The sequence below is a fragment of the Sphingomonas azotifigens NBRC 15497 genome (assembly GCF_002091475.1).
GTDB lineage: Bacteria > Pseudomonadota > Alphaproteobacteria > Sphingomonadales > Sphingomonadaceae > Sphingomonas > Sphingomonas azotifigens.
Genome location: NZ_BCTR01000012.1, coordinates 1 through 25,134 on the forward strand (window position 1 = coordinate 1; position 25,134 = coordinate 25,134).

Consider the following 25,134-nt stretch of genomic DNA (forward strand, 5'->3'; position numbering starts at 1 on the left):
GGGGGGGGGGGGGGGGGGGGATGACACCGCTCCGAAGGCGTCCGCTTCCGGCTCCAGCCCCTCCCCCGACCCCTCCCGCAAGCGGGAGGGGCGCGCAAGTGGCAAGCGCCCGCAGGTCGTCGCGATCGACTATGGCTCGAAGCGCAACATCTTCCGCAACCTGGTCCAGGCCGGCGCAGACGTGACCGTGCTGCCCGCCACCGCCACCTTCGAGCAGGTGATGGCGTTCAATCCGGACGGCTTCTTCCTCTCCAACGGCCCGGGCGATCCCGCCGCGACCGGCGAATATGCCGTGCCGGTGATCCGCCAGCTGCTCGAAACCGGCAAGCCGCTGTTCGGCATCTGCCTCGGCCACCAGCTGCTCGGCCTCGCGGTGGGCGCGCAGACCACCAAGATGTTCCAGGGCCATCGCGGCGCCAACCATCCGGTCAAGCGGCTGGAGGACGGCGCGGTCGAGATCACCAGCATGAATCACGGCTTCGCCGTCGAGCGCGAGAGCCTGCCGGCCAATGCGCGCGAGACGCATGTGTCGCTGTTCGACGGCTCCAACGCCGGCATTGAACTCACCGACCGCCCGGCGTTCAGCGTGCAATATCACCCCGAGGCCAGCCCGGGCCCGCAGGACAGCCTCTATCTGTTCGAGCGGTTCGTGGGGATGATGGCGTGACCGCGGCAGCGCTTCTCGCAGCGAGCGGACTCTTTCTGACTCAACCGGTTTCCCAAAGTGCGAAAGAGCAAGCGATTTCGGCTGCTGCGCGCCGATGCGGCGGTTTGCCAGACGGGCGTTTTGTCGCCGACCCACATCGCAAGAATGCCTATATTCTCGTAGCGACTTCCAAGTCGCATCCCGAAACTGTCGATCAGAAGGCTACGGCCCGCGGTTGGCGCTGCCTGAAATCCTGGGCTCGCCAGAACCGCCTCACGATCGGCTTCAATTCTTCGGACGTATACTAATGCCCAAGCGCACCGACATCTCCTCCATCCTCGTCATCGGCGCGGGGCCGATCGTCATCGGTCAGGCGTGCGAGTTCGATTATTCGGGCACGCAGGCGATCAAGGCCCTGAAGGAAGAGGGCTATCGCATCGTCCTGGTCAATTCGAACCCGGCGACGATCATGACCGATCCCGAGCTGGCCGACGCGACCTATATCGAGCCGATCACCCCCGCGGTCGTCGCCAAGATCATCGAGAAGGAGCGGCCCGACGCCGTCCTGCCGACGATGGGCGGCCAGACCGCGCTCAACACCGCGCTGGCGCTGTTCCGCGACGGCACGCTGGAGAAGTTCGGCGTGACGATGATCGGCGCCGATGCCGATGCGATCGACAAGGCCGAGGACCGGCTGAAGTTCAAGGACGCGATGACCAAGATCGGGCTCGAAAGCGCCCGCTCGGCGATCGCGCACACCGAGGCCGAGGCGCTGACCGCGCTCGACTATGTCGGCCTGCCGGCGATCATCCGCCCCAGCTTCACCATGGGCGGCTCGGGCGGCGGCATCGCCTATAATCGCGAGGAATTCATCGCGATCGTGCGCTCGGGTCTCGACCTCTCGCCGACCACCGAGGTGCTGATCGAGGAATCGCTGCTCGGCTGGAAGGAATATGAGATGGAGGTCGTCCGGGATCGGAACGACAATGCCATCATCGTCTGCTCGATCGAGAATATCGATCCGATGGGCACGCACACCGGCGATTCGATCACCGTCGCGCCGGCGCTGACGCTGACCGACAAGGAATACCAGATCATGCGCAACGCATCGATCGCGTGTCTCCGGGAAATCGGTGTCGAAACAGGTGGTTCCAACGTGCAGTTCGCGGTCAATCCGAAGGACGGCCGCCTGATCGTGATCGAGATGAACCCGCGCGTCAGTCGCTCCTCGGCGCTGGCCTCCAAGGCGACCGGCTTCCCGATCGCCAAGGTCGCGGCCAAGCTGGCGGTGGGCTATACGCTCGACGAGATCGACAACGACATCACCGGCGCGACGCCGGCGAGCTTCGAGCCGACCATCGATTACGTCGTCACCAAGATCCCGCGCTTCGCCTTCGAGAAGTTCAAGGGCGCCGAGGCGGTGCTGGGCACGGCGATGAAGTCGGTCGGCGAAGTGATGGCGATCGGCCGCTCGATCCATGAATCGATCCAGAAGGCGTTGCGCGGGCTGGAAACCGGCCTCAGCGGCTTCAACGATGTCGACCGGCTGGTCGGCGCGCCGCGCGACGTGATCGAGGCGGCGCTGACCGTCCGCTCGCCCGACCGGCTGCTGATCGCCGCGCAGGCGATGCGCGAGGGCTTCAGCGTCAAGGACGTCCAGCGCTTCACCAGCTACGATCCCTGGTTCCTCGAGCGGATCGCCGAGATCCTCGACGCCGAGAAGGACGTCGCGACCAACGGCCTGCCGCAGGACGCGGCCGGCATGCGCCGCCTGAAGGCGATGGGCTTCAGCGACAAGCGCCTGGCCTATCTCGCGCTCAAGTCGGTCAACCTCCGCGCGGGCAGCGAAGCCATGGCGCGCAGCTCGGGCCTGATCGGCGAGGTCGCCAACGCCATCTCGGGCGGCGTGACCGAGGCCGAGGTGCGCAAGCTGCGCCACCGGCTGGGCGTGCGCCCCGTGTTCAAGCGGATCGACACCTGTGCGGCCGAGTTCGAGGCGAAAACGCCGTACATGTACTCGACCTATGAGGCGCCGAGCTTCGGCGAGCCCGAGAACGAGTCCGAGCCGAGCGACCGCCGCAAGGTGGTGATCCTCGGCGGCGGTCCGAACCGGATCGGGCAGGGGATCGAGTTCGACTATTGCTGCTGCCATGCCTGCTTCGCGCTGGCCGACGCGGGCTATGAGACGATCATGGTCAACTGCAACCCGGAGACGGTGAGCACCGACTATGACACCTCGGACCGGCTCTATTTCGAGCCGCTGACCGCCGAGGACGTGCTCGAGATCCTCGAGGTCGAGAAGTCGAAGGGCGAGCTGGTCGGCGTGATCGTCCAGTTCGGCGGCCAGACTCCGCTCAACCTCGCCAAGGCGCTGGAGGATGCGGGCATCCCGATACTCGGCACCAGCCCCGACGCGATCGACCTGGCCGAGGACCGCGAGCGCTTCGCCGATCTCGTCGCCAAGCTGGGCCTCAAGCAGCCGGCCAACGGCATCGCGCGCAGCCGCGACGAGGCGGTGCGGGTGGCCGAGCGGATCGGCTATCCGGTGCTGATGCGGCCGAGCTATGTGCTGGGCGGCCGGGCGATGGAGATCGTCGACAGCCTCCAGCAGCTCGACGACTATATCCAGACCGCGGTGCAGGTCTCGGGCGACTCGCCGGTGCTGATCGACCAGTATCTGCGCGACGCGATCGAGGTGGACGTGGACGCGATCGCCGACGGCACGGATGTGGTGGTTGCGGGCGTGCTCCAGCACATCGAGGAAGCCGGCGTCCATTCGGGCGACAGCGCCTGCTCGATCCCGCCCTACAGCCTGCCGGCCGAGATCATCGCCGAGATCGAGCGCCAGACTGTGGCGCTGGCGCGTGCGCTCAAGGTCAAGGGGCTGATGAACATCCAGTTCGCGGTCAAGGACGGCGAGGTCTACCTGATCGAGGTCAATCCGCGCGCCAGCCGCACGGTGCCGTTCGTCGCCAAGGCGATCGGCGCGCCGATCGCAAAGATTGCCAGCCGGGTGATGGCGGGCGAGAAGCTGGCCAACCTGCCGGTGATCGACCGCGACATCGATTATATCGCGGTGAAGGAAGCGGTGTTCCCCTGGGCGCGCTTCCCGGGCGTCGATCCGGTGCTCTCGCCCGAGATGAAGTCGACCGGCGAAGTGATGGGCATCGACAAGGACTTTGCCACCGCCTTCGCCAAGTCGCAGCTCGGCGCGGGCACGGTGCTGCCGCAGGGCGGCACGGTGTTCGTCAGTGTCAAGCAGAGCGACAAGGCGGTGGTGCTGCCGGGCGTGAAGATCCTCGCCGATCTCGGCTTCAAGATCATCGCGACCAGCGGCACGGCCGAGTTCCTCGCCGCCGAGGGAATCGCGGTGGAGACGGTCAACAAGGTGGCGCAGGGCCGCCCGCACATCGTCGACCGCATCCAGGACGGCGACGTCGCGCTGATCTTCAACACCACCGAGGGCTGGCAGTCGCTGAAGGATTCGATGAGCATCCGCGCCTCGGCGCTGGCGCAGAAGGTGCCCTATTTCACCACGGCACCGGGCAGCGTCGCGGCGGCGCGGGCGATCGCTGCGATGCGGAGCAATCCGATCGAGGTGCAGCCGATCCAGGCCTATTTCGCTTCGCGGGGGTGAATGTGCCGCTGGGGAGGGGGGCTGCGTTCCCCTCCCGCTTGCGGGAGGGGCTAGGGGAGGGGCTGAGCCACCTCAGCGCTTCTTCCACGTCGATCCCTCCCCCAACCCCTCCCGCATGCGGGAGGGGAGCGAACGCCTTAAGAGCAGGGCAAAATATTACTTCTCCACCCCGCGCCTTGATGTTTTTCGCGCCGCGACTTACTATTCGCGTTCGCACAATGGATTTCCCCAACCGATGTAAGTGTGCGGACGTCGTTTTTGAGCGACGGTCGGTCTCGGGGGCGTAGTGAAGGACAAGGGCGTTATGGCGACCGTCGAGAAGATGCCGATGCTGGCGGAAGGCTATCAGAAGCTCAGCGAGGAGCTGAAGCGGCTGAAGGCCGAGCGGCCGTTGATCGTGGACGCGATCGAGGAAGCCCGTGCGCATGGCGACCTCTCCGAAAACGCCGAATATCATGCCGCCAAGGAGCGCCAGGGCCAGGTCGAGGCGTCGATCGCCGACATCGAGGACAAGCTGAGCCGCGCCCAGATCATCGATCCCAAGGAGCTTTCGGGCGACAAGATCGTGTTCGGCGCGACGGTGACGCTGCTCGACGAGGACGACAAGCCGGTGAAGTACCAGATCGTCGGCCAGACCGAGGCGGATGCCAGCAAGGGCCGCATCTCGTACAACTCGCCGATCGGCCGCGCGCTGATCGGCCGCAAGGTCGACGAAGAGGTCGAGGTTTCGGTGCCGGCGGGCGACCGTTATTATCTGGTCTCGAAGGTCGAATTCATCTGAGGCTGGCCATGCGGAAGCTTAGCGCCACGACGGTGATCGTCGCCGTCACGGTGGCGGTGAGCGTGCTGGCGCTGCTCGCGCCCAACGCCGTGCAGATCCAATATGCGGCGGGGTTCATCCCGGCGCGGCTGTTCGGCAGGTTGATCCTGTCGGGGCTGGTGGTGCCGGCGTGGCTCACCCCGCTCAGTGCGACGCTGGTCCATGCCGGGCTGTTCCATCTCGCCATGAACATGCTGATGCTCGTCTTTACCGGCCGCGAGACCGAGCGGGCGATCGGCGCCAAGGGTGTGGTCACGCTCTATCTGGTCGGCGCCTATGCCGCCGCGGCCGCGCAGTGGCTCGCCGGCCCGATGTCGACCGCGCCGATGATCGGCGCCAGCGGGGCGAGCTCGGCGATCGTCGGCGCCTATTCGCTGCTCTACGGGCGCCAGCGTGCGAAGGCGATCGGCCCGATCCCGGCGCCGATCGTGCATATCGCCTGGCTGGCGGCGGCATGGATCGCGGTGAACCTGCTGATGGGCTTCGCCTTCCTGCAGGGCGGCGTCGAAGTGGCGATCTGGGCGCATATCGGCGGCTTCCTGCTCGGCCTGGTGCTGGCGCGGCCGATGCTGCTCTGGCGCTGGCGCCACGCCTGACGGGCGTCAAGCGCCGGCCTTTTCAGCCGTCATCCCGGCGAAAGCCGGGATCCAGTCGCCTCTCCCTTTCAGCAAGCGCCGCAACGGTGACCCCAATGGATCCCGGCTTTCGCCGGGATGACCGTTGGAGGGGAGGGCTTCACCCCTTCCGCTGCGCGATGTGCCGGTCGATCACATGGCCGAGCACCGTCATCGGCACGTTGCCGCCGAGCACCAGCGCATCGTTGAACGCGCGGAAATCGAACCGGTCGCCCAGCGCGGTTTTCGCCTGGGTGCGCAGCCGGTTGATCGCGGTGTGTCCCACCTTGTAGCCGCAGGCCTGGCCCGGCCAGGAGCAATAGCGGTCGACCTCTCCCTGGACCTCGTCCTCGGACGAGCCGTTCGCCTCGACGAACCAGCGGATCGCCTGTTCGCGGGTCCAGCGCTTGGCGTGGAGGCCGCTGTCGACCACCAGCCGGCAGGCGCGGAAGCCGAGCGACTGGAGGTATCCCAGCTTCGCCGCCGGGTTCGCGGCATAGACGCCGAGTTCGTCGCCCAGCTGTTCGGCATAGAGCGCCCAGCCTTCGGAATAGGCGTTGAACTGCAGCAGCGAGCGGATCAGCGGCATCTTGAAGGTATATTCGCCCTGCCAGGCATGGCCGGGGATCGCCTCGTGATAGGCTAGGTCGGGCAGGCTGAACCGCGTCCAGATCCCGGTCGAGCGCAGGTTGACCCACAGCCGGCCGGGCACCTTGCCGTCGATCGTGCCGGGGCCGCCATAGGCGCCCGGCGCGCCTTCTTCCTCTACGGCCGGGATGCGCTTCACCTCGACATTGCCGGGCACCAGCGTGTGGAACGCCTGCGGCATGCGGCTGCGCATGTCGTCGACGCTCTTCTGGAGGATCTGGATGATCTCGGCGCGGCCGGCATCATTGTCCGGGAAGGCGAAGCGCGGATCGGTGGCGAGCCCGCGCATCCGCGCGCCGACCGAGCCTTGCGTATAGCCGAGTGTTTTGAGGATCGTGTCCATCTCGGCCTGGAGCGCAGCGAGCTGTTCCTTGCCCATCGCATGGACCTCGTCCGGCGACATCGTGGTGGTGGTGCCGGCACTCAGCGCCCAGGCATAATAGGCGTCGCCATCCTTGAACTTCCACACCCCGGCGTCCGAGGTGGCGCGGGCGCGGTGCTTCTCCAGTTCGGCGATCTGGCGGTCGAGCGCAGGCGCGACCTGCTCGGCGGCGATCCTTGTGGCGCGCGCCGCATAGCTGCCCGGCATGCTGGTGGTGCGCTTGGCAATCGAGGTTACCACGTCCCAGGTCGCGGGATCGCCCTTGCGGGCGAGACGGATCTGCCGGAGGCACTTGTCGAGCAGGAAGTCGGGTGCGATCACGCCGACGCTCGCCGCCTGCCGCAGGCGCGCCGTCTCGCCGTCCAGCGCGCCGGCATAGGCCTGGAGCCGCTCGCAATAGGCATCGGCATCGTCGCGCGTGGCGATCTGGTGATCGCTGTCGAGCATCTTCGGCACGTCGAGATAGGCGCCGACATTCTGGACGACGACATAGGGGCTGTTGCGCCAGCTGCCGACCGCGACATCGCCATAGGGGAAGCCGATGCCCTTCAGACCATTGGCATAGGCGGTCTGGATCACGTCGAGGTGGACCCGCATCTCGGGGCTCACCGCGGTTACGTCGATCCGGTCGATCTCACCGAGCGTCGCCTTCAGATGCGCCGCCATCCTGGCGACACCGGCCGGCGTACGGTCGGCGAGGCGGTGCTTGAGGTCGGCGCGGGCGCCCTTGTCGATGCCGAGGCTGGACGCGCTTTCGGGGTTGAGCGCCAGCAGCGCCTCGGCGGTGCGATCGATCAGCGCCTTAGCCTGGGCCTCGGCGGCGGGCGCGGGCCGTGCCACTGCGCCGGTGGCCAGCAGGGCGCTCGATCCGAGCAGCACGTCGCGACGGGTGGTACGCATCAATTCGACCTCGATTGGTTTCAGTCTTGGGGAAGGGAAGGAAGCGGCTCCACGCGGAGCGTCGCGCCGTCGGCACCGGTGATCCGCACGCGGGCGCCGGCGGGGGCATCGGGTCCGCGCGCGGGCCATTCGCCATCGCCGACACGGACCCGGCCGCCATGGTCGCTCACCGGCTCGACGACGGTGACGACCGCGCCGACCAGCCGGGCGACGCGGTCGTTGAGCAGGGGATCGGCGGTCGCCACCGGAAAATCCCGGTACCAGCGCTTTCCGATCAGCACCGCCACCGCCGACCAGAGGGCAAAGCCGAGCAGCTGGCCGCCGGCCGGCAGGTCCGGGAACAGCAACGCGATCGTCCCGGTGATCGCCGCAGCGATGGCGAGAAACACCAGGAACACGCCGGGCACTACCAGCTCGGCGATCCCCAGCAGCGCCGCCGCGAGGAGCCAGAGCAGGGGCGGGTGCTGCAGCCAGTCCACCGTGGCGATCAACCCTGCTGGTCGAACGGGCCCGGGCGGCGCGCGGGCGGGGCTGGCGGGGCGGGGGGCTTGGGCGCGCCGCCGGACAGCGCGTCCTTGGCCAGCTCACCGATTCCGCCCAGCGTGCCGATCAGCTGCGTCGCCTCGACCGGGAACAGGATGGTCTTGGCATTGGGCGAGGTCGCGAACTTGCCGACCGCCTCGACATATTTCTGCGCGATGAAATAGTTGAGCGACTGGGCGCTGCCGGACTCGATCGCGTCCGACACCAGCTGTGTCGCCTTGGCTTCGGCCTCGGCGGCGCGCTCGCGGGCCTCGGCGTCGCGGAAGGCCGATTCGCGGCGGCCTTCGGCCTCCAGGATGCGCGCCGCCTTCTGCCCTTCGGCACGGAGGATCTCGGAGGCCCTCGCGCCCTCGGCCTCGAGGATGTTGGCGCGCTTCTCGCGCTCGGCCTTCATCTGGCGGCCCATTGCGTTGACGATGTCCGCCGGCGGGCGGATGTCCTTGATCTCGACGCGGGTGATCTTCACGCCCCAGGGCGTCGTCGCATGGTCGACGACCGACAGCAGCCGGGCGTTGATCTCGTCGCGCTTGGACAGCGTTTCGTCGAGGTCCATCGAGCCCATCACCGTGCGAAGGTTCGTCGTCGTCAGCTGGAGCAGCGCGACATACAGGTCCGATACCTCATAGGCGGCCTTGGCGGCATCGAGCACCTGGAAGAACACCACCCCGTCGGTGGAGATCATCGCATTGTCCTTGGTGATGATCTCCTGCCCCGGAATGTCGATCACCTGCTCCATCATGTTCACCTTGCGGCCGACACGGTAGAAGAAGGCGGGGTAGAAGTTGAAGCCGGGGGTGGCCACGGTGGTGAAGCGGCCGAAATGCTCGATCGTGTATTGATAGCCCTGGGTCACGATCTTCACGCTGGTCAGCAGGTAGAACAGCACCAATGCCGCCAGGCTCACCAGAAACACGAAAAGCACGTCCATACGCCCCGACTCCCCTCGCAATGGGGCCCAGTGCTAGCATAGAGAGCGCACATGACCAGCATCGCTCTCGCCCCCCGCACCGCCCTGTTCCTGCCCGCGTCCAATCCGCGCGCGATCGCCAAGGCGCGCACGCTCGCCTGCGACATGGTGATCCTCGACCTCGAGGACGCGGTGAAGCCGGAGGACAAGAATAGCGCCCGCCAGGCTGCGATCGCGGCAGCGGCGGAGGGCTTTGGCGAGCGGCTCTGCGCGATCCGGCTGAACGGCGTGGACAGCGACGAGCATGCCGCCGATCTGCACGCGGTCGCGGCCTCGGCGGCGGACATGGTCGTCGTGCCCAAGGTGGAAGACGCCGTAGTCGCCGCGCAGATCGCGCAGGCCACGGGCAAGCAGCTCCTCGCGATGATCGAGACGCCAGCAGGCGTCTTGGCCGCGCCGTCGATCGCCGGGGTGGCGGGCGTGGCCGGCCTGATCGCCGGTACCAACGACCTGAAGGCGACCCTTGGCATCCCCGCCTCGGCAGGCCGCGAGGGGCTCGCGCTGGCATTGCAGACGGTGGTGCTCGCGGCACGGGCGGGCAGGGCATGGGCGCTGGACGGGGTGTTCAACGCGCTTGCCGACCCCGAGGGCCTTGCCGCCGAGTGCCGCGCCGGCCGCGCCCTCGGCTTCGACGGCAAGACGCTGATCCACCCGGGCCAGCTCGCGACGGCGACCGAGGCCTTTGCCGCTAGCCGGCAAGAACTCGACGATGCTCGCGCCCTGCTGGCCGCCGCCGGTGGCGGGGCCGAGCGCTTCCGCGACCGGATGATCGAGGCGATGCATGTCGCGCAGGCCCGGATTCTTCTGCAACGCGCGGGTGAATCCGAATAAATTCTTTCGGTCCACCTCCGGTCGTGTCCCATTCTTCTATGTCTAGAACATGGAGAACATGCACGAAATCGACATGACGCTGCTCCAGGCGCTCGGAGCGATCGAGAATCTCCTTGCGCTGCCCTGCTGCGACGTGGCGGATCTCTCGCGCGTTCGATACCAGACGGCGCGGGCCGTGGCGACGCGCCGACGCGCGATCGACCTGCTGGTCAACGCCGCTGCCGCCGCCGGGGGCGCCAAGGCCGAGGTGGCGAAATCGCTGCGCGGCGGCAATCTCGACATGCGCATGTTCTACACCGACCATATCAGCGCCTGGCCGACTCCGCGCGCGGTCGCCGAATGGCCGGCCTATGTCGAGGCTTCGCGGACGCTGGCGGCGATCATCCGCAAGCAGGTGCAGATCGAGCGCGATCTGCTGTATCCGGATGTCCCGCCGGTCGTGTCAGCTGCCCTCTAGCGCATCTGCACCCTTGCGGTTACATGGGCCGCCAACATTCGACTCAAGGATTTGGCGCTCCCCATGGAAATCCCCCTCGGCCTGACTTTCGACGACGTCCTCCTCTATCCGGGCGAATCCGAGATCGTGCCGAGCATGGCGGATACCCGGACCCATGTGACCAAGGGGCTGGCGCTCAACATCCCGATCCTCTCCTCGGCGATGGACACCGTTACCGAAGGCGACATGGCGATCGTCATGGCGCAACTCGGCGGCATCGGCGTGCTGCACCGCAACCTCGAAGTCGAGGAGCAGGTCGAGGCGGTTCGCGCGGTCAAGCGGTTCGAGAGCGGCATGGTCGTCAATCCGATCACCATGGCGCCCACCGGCACGCTGGCAGAGGCGCAGGCGCTGATGGCGCGCCACCGGATCAGCGGCATCCCGATCGTCGAGGCGGACGGCAAGCTGGCCGGCATCCTTACCAACCGCGACGTCCGCTTCGCGGAGAACCCCAACCAGCCGGTTTCCGAGCTGATGACGCACCAGAACCTCGCCACGGTGAAGCTGGGCGTCGCGCAGGAAGAAGCACGCCGCCTGCTCCACCAGCGCCGGATCGAGAAGCTGCTGGTCGTCGACGATGCCTATCGCTGCGTCGGCCTGATCACGGTGAAGGACATCGAGAAGGCGGTCACCTATCCGCATGCCACCAAGGATGCCGGCGGCCGCCTGTGCGTCGCCGCCGCGACGACGGTGGGCGACAAGGGTTTCGCCCGCACCGAGGCGCTGGTCGATGCCGAGGTCGACCTGATCGTGATCGACACCGCGCACGGCCACAACAAGGACGTCAGCCGCGCCGTCGAGCGTGTCAAGAAGCTGTCGAACCGCGTCCAGGTGATCGCCGGCAACATCGCCACCGCTGAAGCCGCACGCGCGCTGATCGATGCGGGCGCGGACGGGCTCAAGGTCGGCATCGGCCCGGGCTCGATCTGCACCACGCGCGTCGTCGCCGGCGTCGGCGTGCCGCAGCTCACTGCGGTGATGGACGCGGCGAATGAGGCCGCCAAGTCGGGCATTCCGGTGATCGCCGATGGCGGCATCCGCACCTCGGGCGACATCGCCAAGGCACTTGCCGCAGGTGCCAGCGCCGCGATGATCGGCTCGCTGCTCGCGGGCACCGAGGAAGCGCCGGGCGAGACCTTCCTGTACCAGGGCCGTGCCTACAAGTCCTATCGCGGCATGGGTTCGGTCGGCGCGATGGCCAAGGGCTCGGCCGACCGCTATTTCCAGCAGGACATCAAGGACCAGTTGAAGCTCGTCCCCGAAGGCATCGAGGGCCAGGTGCCGTACAAGGGCCCGGCGCGCGACGTCATCCACCAGCTGGTCGGCGGCGTGAAAGCGTCGATGGGCTATGTCGGCGCGGCGACGCTCCCGGAGTTCCAGAAGAAGGCGCGGTTCGTCCGCATCACCAATGCGGGCCTCAAGGAAAGCCACGTGCATGACGTGACGATCACCCGCGAGGCGCCGAACTACCCGACGCGCTGATTGGCGGCAGGCACCGGCGCGCTCGCCTCGACCGGCTCTGCGGCGCGATCGGCGCGGCAGATCCGGTTGCGGCCGGTCCGCTTGGCGACGTACAGCGCGCGGTCCGCCTCGCGGTAGAGCTGGGCGAAATCGCAGCGGCCCTTGGCTTCGGTGACGCCGATGCTCGCCGTTATGCTGCGCGCCCCGATCACCTCGCTATGGTCGCACGCGGCCAGCTCGTGGCGGACATGATCGGCGAAGCTGGTGAGCGCGGGCCCGCAGAGATGCGCGACCAGCAGCGCGAATTCCTCGCCTCCCAGCCGTGCGGCGACGCACATCGGGCCTTCCCACCGCGTCAGCCGCGTGGCGATGGTGCACAGCACGGCATCGCCGGCATCATGGCCATGTTCGTCGTTGATCGTCTTGAAGCGATCGATGTCGATCAGCAGCAGCGCCAGCGTCGCGTCGTCGCGATCGGCGGCCGCGATCAGCGCGCCGGCGGCGTCGACGAAGCCGCGGCGATTGCGGATGCCGGTCAGCGGATCGCGCTCGGCGAGCCGGCTGGCGCGGGCCTCCGCCGCCCGGGCGAGGTCGCGCTCGGCACGCAGACGGGCGAGCCGGCGGCTCGCGGCGATCGACAGCCAGATCGTCTGCCAGGCGGAGGCGAACAGGACGAGGATCTGTGCGCCGCCGCCCCATAGGCGGCTGCCGATGTCGACGAACTGGGTGAGCGCCACCGCCGCCATCGGTACCGACCAGGCGGCGAGCAGGTCGCGTGCCTCGGCGCTGCCGCGACGCATGCCCCACGCCATGCAGAGCACTGCCGACAGCAGATTGCCCAGCGCGGTGATCGCTAGCACCGGAATGAGGAGATCGATGAGCGGTCCCTTCGCCAGCGTGCCGGGAACGCCCAGCACCGCCACCGCGGCGCCCAGCACGACCATCGTCCAGCGCAGCACCGCGGGGGCCTTGCTAGGGCCGATCGCGGTGAAGATGCTCATCGTCGCGAGCAGCATCGACAGGGTGGAAAGCGCGGTGCAGGTCTGCGCCGCCAGCGTGCCGGCGATGCCGGGGACGACCAGCAGGCTGAACTGAGACCAGATGATGCCCCAGGCGAACACCGCGATCGCCCACACCCCCTGCCAGGCGAGATATTGCCGGCGGATGCCGATCGCCAGCGAGAGATTGTACAGCGCGCCTGCCAGCAGCAGCGTCAGCGCCGCACCGATCAGCGCGGCGAGGATGCCGGTCTCCAGGTCCGCCTCGCCATCGTCGACGATCCGCAGGCGCAGCAGCTGTGCGCTGGCCAGATTGTCGATGCGCACCAGGATCGTCGTCACCGAGGCGCTGCGATCATTGGGCGTGAAGGCGATCTGCGCACCGGGGCGCCAATGGTCGCCAAACGCACCCTTACGAACGCGCTGCCATTCGATCCGCCCGTCGGTGTAGCGAAAGCCGACCGCCAGCCGATCGAACCGGGTCTGGTGAACGAGCAGCGTCGCCGCCTGTCCGGCGGGCAGATAGGATTGCGGCTGCAGCCGCAGCCACAGGCTTGCGCCCTGATAGGCGGCGGGCGTGCCGCCACAGGTAAAGGCGATGGTGTCTGCCGCCGCGTCCGCCACATCGACCGGCGACGTGCCGTGGCACACCCGCGAATCGACCGGCACCGGCGCCGCCGATGCCGCGATCGGGGCAAGCGCCAGCCACAGCAACTGCATCGCCGACCAGCGAAGCAGTGCAAAAACCGCCAGGCTGCGCACCGAACCTATTCCCCCACCTGCAATCCCCATGGCATGCGCCAAAGCTGGTTTACAAAAGATCACCGCCAAAGGCTATCCGGCTGAAACGCAAGGCGCGCACAGGTGGCTTTGCATTCGGCGCGCGATCCGCCTAGCGATCACGCCATGACTCCCGCAGCGCGTGTGCAGATGGCAATCGAGGTGCTCGACCAGGTAATCGGGGCGGCGCGGACGCGCGGCGCCGCGGCCGATGTGATCCTCGCGCGCTGGTTTGCCGAACGCCGCTTCGCCGGATCGAAGGATCGGCGGGCGATCCGCGCGCTCGTCTATGACGCGATTCGCCTGTGCGGCGAAGTGCCGGTGTCCGGTCGCGCCGCGCTGCTGGCGGTCGCGCGAACCCGGCCCGAGCTGGCCGCGCTGTTCGACGGATCGCACTATGGGCCGGCCGTGCACGTCGAAGGCGAGCCCGAGGCGGTGCCCGGCATCGCCCCGGCGTGGCTGGAAACGGCCTTCGAGGCATCGGGCCTCGAAGCCGCCGAACGCGCTGCGCTGCTCGGGCGGGCGCCGCTCGATCTTCGCGTCAACCGGCTGAAGACGACACCCGAGGCGCTCGCCGCCACGTTCGACGGGGCGGAGCGGCTCGCCTTCGCGCCCGATGCGCTGCGCCTGCGCGAGGACACGCCGGTCGACCGCAGTCCCGCCTATCTCGACGGTGCGTTCGAGGTGCAGGATGCCGGCAGCCAGTTGGTGAGCGCGCTTGCCGGCGCCGCGCCCGGCGAAACGGTGATCGACCTGTGCGCCGGCGGCGGCGGCAAGACGCTGGCGCTGGCCGCCGCTATGGACAATCGCGGCACGATCCTCGCCTGCGACGTCGATCGGCCGCGCCTGTCCCGCCTGCTGCCCCGCGCCGAGCGCGCCGGGGTCCATATCGCCGAGACGTTACTGCTCGATCCCGGCCGCGAGGCGGAGCGGCTGGCGGCGTGGCAGGACCGCGCTGACCTGGTGCTGGTCGACGCGCCCTGCTCGGGCACCGGCACGTGGCGGCGCAATCCGGAGGCACGCTGGCGGCTCACCCCGGCGCAGCTCGACCGCTATGTCGACACCCAGGCGCATCTGCTCGACTTGGCGGCGAGGCTGGTGCGGCCGGGTGGCCGGCTGGTGCATATCGTCTGCTCGCTGCTCGATGCCGAGGGGGCAGGGCAGGTCGAGCGGTTCCTGGCCGCGCAGCCGGGCTGGGCGGCAGTGCCGTTCGATGCGCCGGCCGGGCGTCGGCGCGGCGAGGGGCTTCGGCTCACGCCGCTGCACGACGGCACCGACGGCTTTTTTGTCGCGAAACTGGTGCGGCAATGCTAGCCCGGCGCGATGGAGTTTCGGAGATGTTGATGCGGTTCACGACGATCTCGGTGGCGGCGGCGCTGCTGGTGCTGACGGTTTCGAGCAGCCTTAGCGCGCAGCGGCCGGACAATCAGCTCGATCCCCGCTCGGTGGAGCTGGTGCGTCAGGCGCGCGGTGCCCAGGCGGCGGGCAATCTCGGCGGCGCCAATGATTTGCTGGAAACCGCGCTGGCGGTCGATCCGCGCAACCGCGAGGCGTTCGTGCTGATCGCGGATATCGCGCGGGCGCAGAACCTGCCCGGCAAGGCGATCCGCTTCTATGGCGAGGCGCTCAAGCTCGATCCCAACGACCTCGCCGCGCTGCGCGGCCAGGGTGAGGCGATGGTCGCTAAAGGCGCGATGACGCGCGCCAAGGACAATCTCGCCAAGATCAAGACCATCTGCAAGGCAGGCTGTGCCGAGGCGACGACGCTCGCCGCGACGATCGCCAAGGGCCCGCCGCCCACGCCGGTCGCTGCCAACGATGCGGCGACCAAGGATGTCGCCAAGCCCTGACCGGGTGTCAGGCGGGCGCGATCGCCGCTTCCAGCGCGCGCGCCCGGCTTTCCTGTGCGGCGACGATCGCGCTTGCGCGCTCCATCGCTGCTTGCAGCGCCGGATAATCGGCCTGGCCGGCCTGTGCCCGCTCGATGCGGAGTTGGTCGAGGTCGCCGAGCGTCATCGAACTGCGCGAACGCAGCCCATCGAGAACGCTGAGCGCCGTCTGGGCATCCAGCCAGGCGCTGCTGCCGGCGGCTAGACCGCGGGCACGCGCGACCTTGGCCTCGGCATCGCCGGCGGCACGCTGAAACTCCTGGTCGGTCGACTCGATCGTGGCGACCAGCGCCGCGATGCGCGCGTCGAGCGCGGCATCGGGTGTCGCCTGTGCGATCGGCCGCTCCGGCTCGGTGAAGTTCAGCCCCTCGTTCGCGCGCGGCAGCAGCGAAGGATAGCGCGTGCTGGTCTGGGCGCAGCCGGCGAGCAGCAGGGGGCCCGCGACGAAAAGGGGGAGCGATCGCATGGCCCCGCCATATGCGTGTGGAAAACTTGGCGCAACGGGCTTGCGCTGTCCGGATTCGATCGATAAAGGCTCGCCTCCACCACGCGCCCGTAGCTCAGCTGGATAGAGCATCAGACTACGAATCTGAGGGTCGGACGTTCGAATCGTTCCGGGCGCGCCACTACCCCCGCCAGAGCCCTGCTCGGCGGGGGTTCGTGTTTCTGGCGAGTGCGATGGACGAAGCGCTGCGATCAGACGCCGGCGTCGAGGCTGTCGAGAATGCGGCCCCCCGCCATGAACACCGCGATCGGGCATACCGCGAACAGCAGCTTGCCGCCGATGCCGGGGTAGAGGCTCATATAGTGCAGGCCTCGCTCGACTGCGCCATTGGCCAGCCCGAAGATCACCAGAAAAGCCTCGAACTTTGACTTGATCACGAAGAGGCGGCCGATCCGATACAGCATGGCCGAACCGCAGCAAGCGGCATGCCAGCCGCGGATTTCCGACGCTTTTCGGCGGGTGCTGGTGGTTAACTGTCAAGAAATCCGACAAGATCGAGGGCTTCGAGCAACGCGGTGCGGGCGCGCTCGATGCCGGCAATCAGGTCCGGATCGGCGATCTGGGCGGGGTCGATGGCTTCGGGCCAATGCGCCTCGATTACCGCGGCGATCCGGCCGAGCTTGGCGTCATCTACCAGGAAGCGGGGATCGATGGTCGCCGGGTCGGCCACCACGCGCAGGCGCAGGCAGGCGGGGCCGCCGCCATTGGCCATCGATTCGCGAACGTCGACGACCTCGAGCCGGCGGATCGGGCCGTTGCCCGCGACGTGCGCGGTGAGCCAGCGCCACACGCTTTCGGTCGCGCGTGCCTCGCCCGGAAGGATCAGGCCGGTCTCGCCGCCCGGCAGCGTGACCAGCTGGGCGTTGAACAGATAGGATGCGATCGCATCGGCCAGGCTGACCTGCGCCGCGGGCACCTCGACGATCTCGACCTCGGGCATCGCCGCCCGGAGCTGGTCGTAGAAGCGCGCCTTGTCCGCGAAGGCCTGTTCGTGCGCGAACAGCACGCGGCCGTTCGCTACCGCGACGACGTCGTTGTGGAAGGCGCCAGCAGCGATCGCCTCCTCCGATTGCTGGACGAACAAGGTCCGCTCGGGATCGAGCAGGTGGCGGCGGGCGATCGCGGCGCTGGCGTCGGGATGCTGCCGCGCCGGAAAAGGGCCACCGGCGATGCCATAGACGAAGACCTCCACGCCGGGCGCGTCGTGCGCCGTCGCGAGCCGCATATGGTTCGCCGCGCCCTCGTCGCCGAACGGGGCGGCGACCGGGCCGTGGACGGCGAACGCCGGATCGGCGAAGGCCAGCCGCAGCTGCGCCAGCGTCTCCGGCCATTCATGGCTGCGGTGCGGCATCGTCACCAGGTTGGCGACGCTCAGATGGCAGCGGCCGTCGGCGGTATCCGGCGCCGGGGAGACGGTCGCGGCATTGGCCGCCCACATCGGCGAGGCGGACAGCGCCTGGGCTTGGCTGTGCGGAGGTGCATGCGGGTAGCCAAGGCCCAGTTGGGCGAGCCAGCGATGGTCGGGCCGGGCATGGGGCAGCAAGATGCCCTGGTGCAGCCCCAGCGCGAGGTTGGCGCGCATCTTGGCGATGCCCTGCAGCGCGGCCGCGCGCGGGTGCGAGACCGCGCCCCGGTTCCGGGTCGCGGCGAGATTGCCGGGGCTGAGACCGGCATAATTGTGGCTGGGGCCGACGATCCCGTCGAAGTTGATTTCCACCAGCATCAGCGGGCTACCCACAGAAGTTCATCGCCGACGGAAAGGCCCAGCGCCTCGGCGGAAACGGGGTCGAGCACGACGCCGCTTTCGCTCGGCAGCACCTGGGCGAGGGCCGATTGGAACGAAGACAGGTGGCCGGTCGCGACCAGCGCGGGTTCGCCGCCACCGTCGATCGCCACGATCGGCGCGCGCTGCGCCTCGCGAACGGTCTTCACCTGGTCGGTACGCGCGGTCATGGTCGGGCCGCCATCGAATATGTCGATATAGCTTTCGAACGCAAACCCTTCATTTTCCAGCATTCGCATCGCCGCGCGACCCGAAGGATGGGGCAGGCCGATCACCGCGCGCGCGGTTTCGGAGAGCATCGCGGTATAGACCGGATGCTTGGGCATCAGGTCGGCGATGAACTGGTTGCCATGGGTCGCGTTGAATTCGTCGGCCTGCTGGAAGTTCATGCCGAAGAACCGCCCGGCGACGCCGTCCCAGAAAGGCGATCCGCCGGCCTCGTCGATCACGCCCCGCAGTTCGGCGAGGATCCGGTCGGCGAAGCGCGCGCGGTGCTGGGCGATGAACAGATAGCGGCTGCGGGCGAGCAGTAGACCCAGCCCGCCGGCGCGCTCGCCCGGGTGGAGGAACAGCCCGCCGACTTCACTGCAGCCCTCAAGATCGTTGACCAAGCTCAGGATCTCGGCGCGAAACGTGCGCTTCAGCTCCTGGCTGTGCTTGGTCACGGTGCCGATGCGATAGCTGTAAAAGGGCCATTTTTCGCCGACGCGGGTGAAGATCTGGCAGGTGCCGCGCACCTCGCCGGTCGTGACATTCTCGAGGATCAGGACGAAGAGATCGTCGCCCGGCTCGGCGTCGTCGCCCCGCGCGAACGCGCTGTGGCTACGCTCCAGCTTGGCGCGCAGGGCCGGCTTGTCCGGCGGCAAATTGGTGAAACCTCCGCCGGTTAGCTTGGCCATCTCGTACAGATGCTGAAGATCTTCGTCGCGCGCGGCGCGGATGCGGAAGCTGCTCATGGCCGGCCCTGTTCGGCGAGGCGGAGGATGGTGAGAACCGAGAGCGCCGCGCGCTCGGGCAGGCTTTCCGGGATCAGAAATTCCTCCTTCGAGTGAATGGCACCGCCGCGTGCGCCCATCGTGTCGACTACGGGCACGCCGCAGGCGGCGATGTTGTTGCCGTCGCACACCCCGCCGGTGGCCTTCCACGCGACCGGGATGCCGAGATCGGCACCGGCGCCGCGGACCAGTTCGAACAACCGCGCCGCGGCCGGGTCGATCGGCTTGGGGGGACGGTTGAAGCCGCCATGGAGCGCGATCCGCACCTCATGCTCGGCGGCAACCCGGGCGATGGCTGCGTCGAGCGCTGCCTGCGCCTGCGCGATGGTCGCCGGGTCGCTGGGCCGGACATTGACCCGCAGGACGGCGAGGTCCGGCACGACATTGTTCGGCCCGCCGCCATCGATCCGCGCGGGATTGACCGCAAGGCCCGGCGCGCGCGCGTCGGCGAGCAGCACCGCCAGTCGGGCGGCGGCGACCAGCGCGTTGCGCCCGTCGTCCGGATTGCGGCCGGCATGCGCGCTGCGGCCATGGACGACGAGCGAGAAATTGCCGGTGCCGCCGCGCGCGCCGGCCAGCGTGCCGTCGGGCAGCGCCGGCTCATAGGTGAGTGCCGCCGCCTTGCCCTGCGCGGCGCGGGTGATCAGCGCGCGCGAGGAGAGCGAGCCGGTTTCCTCATCGGCGTTGATGAGCACGGTATAGCCGAGCCGCGACGCGGCCGGGCTCGCCTCCACTGCCTCCAGCGCGGCGAGCAGCAGCGCCAGGCCGCCCTTCATGTCGGCGGCGCCGGGCGCGTTGAGGCTGCCGTCCGCGTTCCAGCCTGCCTGCTGGAACGGGTGATCGGCGCCGAATACCGTGTCCATATGGCCGGTGAACAGCAGCTGCACCGGCGCCTCCTGCCGCACCGTCAGCAGCAGGTGCCGGCCATGCGCCAGCGGTTCGACGCCGCCGGCGGCGGTGACGGTGTCCACCGGCTCGGGATCGATCAGGTGGAGGGCGCCGGGGAGGACTGCATAGGCATCCGCCAACGCGTCGGCCATCGCCGCCAAGCCTGCGAGGTTGCGGGTGCCGCTGTTGATCGCCGTCCAGGCGAGGATCCTCTCCAGCATCGGCGCGGCCTGCGCGCGCTCGATCGCCGTCCGTTCGATCGCGGATAGCTCGTTCATGCGGCTTTGGTAGCCCGGAAGCGGGGCGGTTGAACACCCCCGAGCCCGCTTGCCGGTCAGAAATCGACGACGAGCGCCGCGCGGCTGGTGGTGTCGGTGGTCAGGCGGCCGAGCGGCGGTGCGCTTTCATATTGCACCGTGTAGCTGAACTGCGCGGAAAGCGGCCCGATCAGCTTGGCGAGCAACGCCGACTTGGTCGCGACGGTGCTGTTGTCCTTTTCGACATAGGCCGAGGCCTGCTGGGTGACCGACATGCCCCGCGACAGCTTCCAGGCGAAATCGAGCGAACCGCGCGCGGCGATGTTGTTCTCGGTCGGTGCGCCGATGAAGCGCGTGTAGCGATAGGCGGGGCCCAGCTCGACATCGAGCTTCACCGCCGAGTTCTTGATCGCGCTGTAGCCGGCACCGGCCGACAGCGAGACACGGTCGCCAAAACCGGAGAAGCGGTCGCTTTCATATTGCGCGGCACCGTACATATAGGCGCGACTGTCGAACTTCCAGTTCGGCTCATAGGCGGCGAGGTAACGCTCGCGCGTGGTGACGCCGAGGCTCTCCTGATAATCGGCCTGGACGCGGACCTTGTGGCGCCACTCGATGCCTTCGCGCTTCACCTCGGCGGCGGCGGTGACGCCGATATTCTCCGAATTGCCGGTCTGCACATAGCCGCCAAGCTCGACATGCCCCTTGACCAGCTGGAGGAACCGCGCCTCGCGCAGCGCCTGCTGGGCCACCTCGCGCCGCTTGGACCGCCAGTCGCCGGCGAGCCGCGCGACGACGGGCGCGCTGGCCGGGTCGGCGGTCTTGGCATATTTAACGATCACCGCGACATCGGCCTCGTTGCCCGAACTCATCGCTGCATCGAGCATGGCCTTGATCGTCGGCGGGATCGGCGGATCCTCGCTGTTCGCAAGCAACAGGGGCAGGGCGAGGAGCAGGGCGCGCATGGTGCCCCTGTCCTAGCCATAGTTTCGGGGCGCAAAAAGGGCAGGTTATCGCATCTGCACAACGCGCGGCCTCAAGCTGCGGCCGGGCGGACAGGTTGCGACGGGCTTTCCCCGGGCCGACAAAGGCTTTGGAGGTCTATGTGGCATGATCAGGAACGCCGTCGTCTTTGGCGCCTCGGGAGGTATCGGCGGTGCGCTGGTGGCGCAGCTCGCGGCCGATCCGTCGGTTGCGACGATCCATGCCGTCAGTCGTCGGACGGTGGATCATGCGTCCAGTAAAATCAAATCGTTGACGTTTGATCTTGCGGATGAATCGAGCATCGTCTTGGTCGCGCGATCGGTGGGCGACGCGGTGGATATGGTGTTCGTGGCGACCGGCATGCTGCATCGCGACACCGGTCCTGCGCCGGAAAAGGCGGCCCGGTCGATCGACCCTGTGGCGATGGCCGAGCTGTTGGCCGTCAATACGATCGGGCCGGCGCTGATCGCCAAGCATTTTCTGCCGCTGCTGCCGCGCGATCGGCGGTCGGTGTTCGCGGCGCTGTCGGCGCGGGTGGGATCGATCGCGGACAATCGGCTGGGCGGCTGGCACAGCTATCGTGCCTCCAAGGCGGCGCTCAACATGCTGATGGTGAACTTCGCCGTCGAGCTGCGCCGCACCCATCCGCAGGCGATCGTCGCCGCGCTCCATCCCGGCACCGTCGACACCGCGCTTTCGGCGCCGTTCCAGCGCAGCGTGCCGCCGGAAAAGCTTTTTACGTCAACGCAGAGCGCAGGTTATCTGCTGCGCGTTCTCGCGCAACTGACCCCTGAAGACTCCGGCGGGCTGTTCGCCTGGGACGGCACCCGCATCCCCTATTGAGCGAGCCGCGCCTCGACCAAACTCTGCAGTGCCACCCGCGCCTTCAATCGCGCGGCGAGCAGTGCCATGCCGCTGATCTTGCGCTGGACGAACAGCGTGTCGGCAGGTGGCACGTGCCAGACGGCGCGATCCTCCACCATCTGCATGCCTTCGCCGCGCACGGCCTGGAGGAAGCTGCGATCGCCGAAGTCGAAATCGTCGGCGCGATCGGTCTGGTCGAGGATCAGGCCGATCATCCGGTCGATCACCGCCGGATGGCGGTCGAGCGCGGCATGGCTGAAGAAGCCGAGGTCGAGCGCCGCCGCGCGGACGGCGCCGCGATCGCTGCTGAGACCTGCCTGAAGCAGGTTCTTGTATCCCGTTGTTATAGCGTCTGAAATAGGCATGGCGGCGCCGAAATCTAGCAGCACCAGCCTGCCGGTTTCCGGCTGATAGCGGTAGTTGGCGAAATTGGGATCGGTCTGGATGAAGGCGAAGGCGAACAGCTCCTGCAGCACCAGGTCGATCAGCGCGGTGGTGACGCGGTTGCGCTCGCCCTGGTCCGCCGCCTCCAGCGTTTCGATCGGCTTGGCGGCGATATAGTCCATCGCCAGCACGTTCACGCTCGAGAGTTCCGGCACCGGCCGCGGCACCAGATAGCGGTCGTCGCCGGCAAGGTGGTCAGCGTAACGCGTCATCATCGCAGCTTCGCGGCCATAATCGGCTTCGTCGTGCAGCTGGCGCTTGGCCTCGCCGAGCAGCGGCGCGATGTCGAGGCCCTTGGGAAGCAGCCCGGAAAGACGCAGCAGCGTCGCGACATTGTCGACATCGGCGTCGATGCTTTCGCGTACCCCGGGATACTGGACCTTGATCGCCAGCATCCGACCATCGGGCAACCGCGCGCGGTGGACCTGGCCGATCGAGGCAGCGGCCATCGGATGCGCCTCGAACAGTGCGAAGCGGCGGCGCCAGTCCGGGCCCCATTCCTTCGCGAGCACGTGCTGGAGCTGGGCGGGCGGCATGTGGTGGGCGCGGTCGCGCAGCCGGGCGAGGATCTGGGTGAGCTCGTCGGGCAGCACGTCGCCGGCGTCGAGCGAGATCATCTGCCCCAGCTTCATCGCCGCGCCCCGCAGCTGGGCGAGCTGTTCGGTGGCGCGGGCGACATTGCCGGGGGTGAGGACGAGGTCGCGCAGCTGCGGGCGCTCGCCGGCGACGAGGCGCTTGGCGCCTTCTGCCAGCACGTTGCCGGCCACCCCGCCGGCAAGGCGCCCCATCACGCCGAAGCGCGCGAGCCGCCCCTTTGGCACTGCCCGCGAACGGCCGTCATATGCTCGATCATCCGCCATGGCGTTCCCTTTCGCGCATCCAGCGCTGGAGTATGGGCCGAACGCGCAGAAAGGCGCGATAGAGCCGTTCGAGTGCCCAGGTCATCCCCGGCAGCAAGGCCAGCAGCCCCAGCGGGCGGAGCAGCGGGATCGCCCGCCACATCGCCGCGAAGGCCGCCGCGCCGCTGTAGAAGCGCCCGCGCGCATCGCTGACATGGAAGCGGGCGAGCAGGTCGCCGCGGTCGAGCGGGCAGGTGGTCGCGCCATCGCTGACGTCGACGAAGCGGAGATTGCCGCGCCGGTCCAGCCGCCGCATCAGCGCGATCTCGCGGGTGCATAACGGGCAGCCGCCATCGTACCAGACGGTGAGCGCTTCAGCCATTCCAGCGGCTCCCGGCCGGCACCAGTGCATCGAGGAAGCGGGCGGAGTCCGCGCGGATCTCGGCCTTGCGCGCCTCGGTCATGCGATCGAGATTGCGGACGATCGGCCCCATCCGCTGGTTGCGGGCGAAGCGATCGCGGTGGCGGGCGACGAAGTCCCAGTAGAGATAGTTGAACGGGCAGGCATCCGGCCCGGCCTTCAGCTTCACCTTGTAGCGGCAGCCGGCGCAGTAATCGGACATCCGGTCGATATAGGCGCCGCTCGCCGCATAGGGTTTCGAGCCCATGATCCCGCCATCGGCGAACAGCGCCATGCCGATCGTGTTGGGCATCTCCACCCACTCATAGGCATCGGCATAGACCGCCATGTACCAGACATGGACGAGGTACGGGTCTATGCCCGCGAGCAGCGCGAAATTGCCGGTGACCATCAGCCGCTGGATATGATGGGCATAGGCATGGGCGCGGGTCTGCTCGACCGCGTCGCGGACGCAGGCCATGTCCGTGTCGCCGGTCCAGTAGAATTCGGGGAGCGGGCGGCGGGCCTCCAGGGCGTTTGCCTCGGCATAGCGCGGCATGTGCAGCCAGTAGATCCCGCGGACACATTCGCGCCAGCCGAGGATCTGGCGGATGAAGCCCTCCGCCGAGTTGATCGGCACCCGGCCGGCGCGCCACTCGACCTCGGCGCGGCGGCAGAGGTCGAGTGGATCGAGCAGGCCGATGTTCAGATAGAGCGCGAGGTGTGCATGAAACAGCACCGGTGCGCCGAGGCGCATCGCATCCTGATAGTCGCCGAAGCGGGGCAGGGCGTGGGCGAGGAAGTGATCGCGCGCCTTTTCCGCATCGGCGCGGGTGACGGCGAGGGCGAAGGGGTGGAGATCGCCGAAATTGTCGGGAAAGCGACGTTCGACCAGCTCCAGCACCTCGCGGGTGATCGCATCGGGTTCGAAGGCGGGGAGCGTCGGCGCGGTGATGCCGGGCGGGGGCGTGCCGCGATTGTCATGGTCATAGTTCCATTCGCCGCCGGCCGGTTTGTCCCCTTCCATCAGCAGCCGGGTGCGGCGCCGCATGTCGCGGTAGAAATACTCCATCCGCAACTGCCGGCGCCCCTGCGCCCAGGCGCGAAAGCCGGCCGGGTCGATCAGGAAGCGCGTGTCCGGCAGCAATGTCAGGCCAGGTACGGCCGCGAGGGCCTGTCGCAGCCGCCACTCGCCGGGTTCCGTACAAAGGATCTCGTCGGGCGCCAGCCCGGCGCGGGCGCGTTCGAGCTCGCCGACAAGGCTGCCGCTATTCTCCGGGTCGTCGAGCCTCGTGTAGCGCAGTTGCCAGCCCTCGACGCGGAGCGCTTCGGCGAAATGGCGCATGGCCGCGAAGACGAAAGCGAGTTTCTTCTTGTGGTGCGGCACATAGCCGGCTTCCTCGGCCACCTCTGCCATTAGCACGACATCCTCGGCCGGATCGGCTTCGGCGAGCGAGGAGAGGCCAGCGCTGAGCTGGTCGCCGAGCAGGAGGATCAGGCGCGCCATGCCATGCCATGTGGGGCAGCCAAGGCGCACGCACGCGATGTCTTTTCGGACAGGTT

General features: G+C 68.2%; 23 protein-coding genes and 1 tRNA gene. 11 read left to right on the forward strand and 13 right to left on the reverse strand.

All coding sequences use genetic code 11. The features are described 5' to 3' along the window. From SAZ01S_RS05350 to SAZ01S_RS05365, 4 genes are all read left to right on the forward strand, one after another. A partial coding sequence (locus SAZ01S_RS05350) for a carbamoyl phosphate synthase small subunit (RefSeq protein WP_245824625.1) occupies positions 1-667 on the forward strand: 667 nt, incomplete at its 5' end. Positions 668-953: 286 nt separating this feature from the next. Next, complete coding sequence (gene carB / locus SAZ01S_RS05355; protein ID WP_084580793.1) at positions 954-4,283, forward strand: carbamoyl-phosphate synthase large subunit; 3,330 nt, start codon at positions 954-956, stop codon at positions 4,281-4,283. A 304-nt stretch (positions 4,284-4,587) separates the two neighbouring features. Beyond that, a complete protein-coding gene (gene greA, locus SAZ01S_RS05360) occupies positions 4,588-5,064 on the forward strand; it encodes a transcription elongation factor GreA (RefSeq protein ID WP_084581106.1) in 477 nt (158 codons plus the stop codon). Positions 5,065-5,072: 8 nt separating this feature from the next. Further along, the gene (locus SAZ01S_RS05365) at positions 5,073-5,699 is read left to right on the forward strand and encodes a rhomboid family intramembrane serine protease (RefSeq protein ID WP_084580795.1); all 627 of its coding nucleotides are present in this window, start codon (positions 5,073-5,075) and stop codon (positions 5,697-5,699) included. A 139-nt stretch (positions 5,700-5,838) separates the two neighbouring features. On the opposite strand, the gene SAZ01S_RS05370 is transcribed toward SAZ01S_RS05365, so the two are convergent. Genes SAZ01S_RS05370 through SAZ01S_RS05380 form a run of 3 tightly spaced genes read right to left on the reverse strand, consistent with a single transcriptional unit; the run spans position 5,839 to position 9,118 of the window. Then, positions 5,839-7,647 carry a DUF885 domain-containing protein gene (locus SAZ01S_RS05370; protein ID WP_084580796.1) on the reverse strand — a complete coding sequence of 603 codons (1,809 nt, stop codon included), beginning with the start codon at positions 7,645-7,647 and terminating at the stop codon, positions 5,839-5,841. Between the two features lie 20 nt (positions 7,648-7,667). Next, entirely contained in the window at positions 7,668-8,138 is a 471-nt protein-coding gene (locus SAZ01S_RS05375; protein ID WP_439951215.1) for an NfeD family protein, read from the reverse strand. Continuing rightward, entirely contained in the window at positions 8,135-9,118 is a 984-nt protein-coding gene (locus SAZ01S_RS05380; RefSeq protein WP_174596094.1) for an SPFH domain-containing protein, read from the reverse strand. The genes SAZ01S_RS05375 and SAZ01S_RS05380 overlap by 4 nt, the downstream gene beginning before the upstream one ends. Positions 9,119-9,169: 51 nt before the next feature. Between SAZ01S_RS05380 and SAZ01S_RS05385 the strand changes: the two genes are divergently transcribed. The 3 genes from SAZ01S_RS05385 to guaB all read left to right on the forward strand — a co-directional run bounded on the left by SAZ01S_RS05385 (position 9,170) and on the right by guaB (position 11,966). Next, a complete protein-coding gene (locus SAZ01S_RS05385) occupies positions 9,170-9,988 on the forward strand; it encodes an HpcH/HpaI aldolase/citrate lyase family protein (protein WP_084580798.1) in 819 nt (272 codons plus the stop codon). Between the two features lie 58 nt (positions 9,989-10,046). Beyond that, entirely contained in the window at positions 10,047-10,445 is a 399-nt protein-coding gene (locus tag SAZ01S_RS05390) for a hypothetical protein (protein ID WP_084581112.1), read from the forward strand. A gap of 63 nt (positions 10,446-10,508) precedes the next feature. Continuing rightward, the gene (gene guaB / locus SAZ01S_RS05395) at positions 10,509-11,966 is read left to right on the forward strand and encodes an IMP dehydrogenase (protein ID WP_084580800.1); all 1,458 of its coding nucleotides are present in this window, start codon (positions 10,509-10,511) and stop codon (positions 11,964-11,966) included. On the opposite strand, the gene SAZ01S_RS05400 is transcribed toward guaB, so the two are convergent. Next, entirely contained in the window at positions 11,951-13,705 is a 1,755-nt protein-coding gene (locus tag SAZ01S_RS05400) for a GGDEF domain-containing protein (protein ID WP_245824627.1), read from the reverse strand. The two genes, guaB and SAZ01S_RS05400, sit on opposite strands and share 16 nt — an antisense overlap. A gap of 144 nt (positions 13,706-13,849) precedes the next feature. Between SAZ01S_RS05400 and SAZ01S_RS05405 the strand changes: the two genes are divergently transcribed. Both SAZ01S_RS05405 and SAZ01S_RS05410 read left to right on the forward strand, forming a co-directional pair. Beyond that, positions 13,850-15,037 (forward strand): RsmB/NOP family class I SAM-dependent RNA methyltransferase, encoded by a 1,188-nt coding sequence (locus tag SAZ01S_RS05405; RefSeq protein ID WP_084580802.1) that lies wholly within the window; start codon positions 13,850-13,852, stop codon positions 15,035-15,037. A 29-nt stretch (positions 15,038-15,066) separates the two neighbouring features. Further along, positions 15,067-15,573, forward strand: coding sequence for a tetratricopeptide repeat protein (locus SAZ01S_RS05410; protein ID WP_167693085.1), 507 nt, complete (start codon positions 15,067-15,069; stop codon positions 15,571-15,573). Positions 15,574-15,580: 7 nt separating this feature from the next. Here the strand turns inward: SAZ01S_RS05410 and SAZ01S_RS05415 are convergent, their stop codons facing one another. Continuing rightward, on the reverse strand, positions 15,581-16,078 hold the full coding sequence (locus SAZ01S_RS05415; protein WP_084580806.1) for a hypothetical protein: 498 nt from the start codon (positions 16,076-16,078) through the stop codon (positions 15,581-15,583). A gap of 83 nt (positions 16,079-16,161) precedes the next feature. Here SAZ01S_RS05415 and SAZ01S_RS05420 point away from each other — a divergent pair. Further along, positions 16,162-16,238: transfer RNA gene (locus tag SAZ01S_RS05420), tRNA-Arg, on the forward strand. A 70-nt stretch (positions 16,239-16,308) separates the two neighbouring features. On the opposite strand, the gene SAZ01S_RS05425 is transcribed toward SAZ01S_RS05420, so the two are convergent. From SAZ01S_RS05425 to SAZ01S_RS05445, 5 genes are all read right to left on the reverse strand, one after another. Then, positions 16,309-16,521 carry a hypothetical protein gene (locus SAZ01S_RS05425; RefSeq protein WP_084580808.1) on the reverse strand — a complete coding sequence of 71 codons (213 nt, stop codon included), beginning with the start codon at positions 16,519-16,521 and terminating at the stop codon, positions 16,309-16,311. Positions 16,522-16,586: 65 nt separating this feature from the next. Continuing rightward, complete coding sequence (locus SAZ01S_RS05430; protein WP_084580810.1) at positions 16,587-17,840, reverse strand: N-succinylarginine dihydrolase; 1,254 nt, start codon at positions 17,838-17,840, stop codon at positions 16,587-16,589. Beyond that, positions 17,840-18,856: an arginine N-succinyltransferase gene (locus tag SAZ01S_RS05435; protein WP_084580812.1), complete on the reverse strand. Its 1,017-nt coding sequence runs from the start codon at positions 18,854-18,856 to the stop codon at positions 17,840-17,842. Before SAZ01S_RS05435 ends, SAZ01S_RS05430 begins: the two co-directional genes overlap by 1 nt. Beyond that, complete coding sequence (locus tag SAZ01S_RS05440) at positions 18,853-20,061, reverse strand: hydrolase (protein ID WP_084580814.1); 1,209 nt, start codon at positions 20,059-20,061, stop codon at positions 18,853-18,855. The genes SAZ01S_RS05435 and SAZ01S_RS05440 overlap by 4 nt, the downstream gene beginning before the upstream one ends. Before the next feature lie 56 nt (positions 20,062-20,117). Further along, a complete protein-coding gene (locus SAZ01S_RS05445; RefSeq protein WP_084580816.1) occupies positions 20,118-21,005 on the reverse strand; it encodes a DUF481 domain-containing protein in 888 nt (295 codons plus the stop codon). Positions 21,006-21,150: 145 nt separating this feature from the next. Here SAZ01S_RS05445 and SAZ01S_RS05450 point away from each other — a divergent pair, with 145 nt between their 5' ends. Continuing rightward, positions 21,151-21,867, forward strand: coding sequence for an SDR family NAD(P)-dependent oxidoreductase (locus SAZ01S_RS05450; protein ID WP_084580818.1), 717 nt, complete (start codon positions 21,151-21,153; stop codon positions 21,865-21,867). Here SAZ01S_RS05450 and SAZ01S_RS05455 read toward each other — a convergent pair. The 3 genes from SAZ01S_RS05455 to SAZ01S_RS05465 are packed head-to-tail and all read right to left on the reverse strand — an operon-like array spanning position 21,861 to position 25,078. Beyond that, a complete protein-coding gene (locus SAZ01S_RS05455) occupies positions 21,861-23,192 on the reverse strand; it encodes an ABC1 kinase family protein (protein ID WP_084580820.1) in 1,332 nt (443 codons plus the stop codon). The genes SAZ01S_RS05450 and SAZ01S_RS05455 overlap by 7 nt on opposite strands. Then, positions 23,182-23,553, reverse strand: coding sequence for a thiol-disulfide oxidoreductase DCC family protein (locus SAZ01S_RS05460; protein ID WP_084580822.1), 372 nt, complete (start codon positions 23,551-23,553; stop codon positions 23,182-23,184). Before SAZ01S_RS05460 ends, SAZ01S_RS05455 begins: the two co-directional genes overlap by 11 nt. Next, positions 23,546-25,078, reverse strand: coding sequence for a cryptochrome/photolyase family protein (locus SAZ01S_RS05465; protein ID WP_084580824.1), 1,533 nt, complete (start codon positions 25,076-25,078; stop codon positions 23,546-23,548). The genes SAZ01S_RS05460 and SAZ01S_RS05465 overlap by 8 nt, the downstream gene beginning before the upstream one ends. Positions 25,079-25,134: the final 56 nt, after the last annotated feature.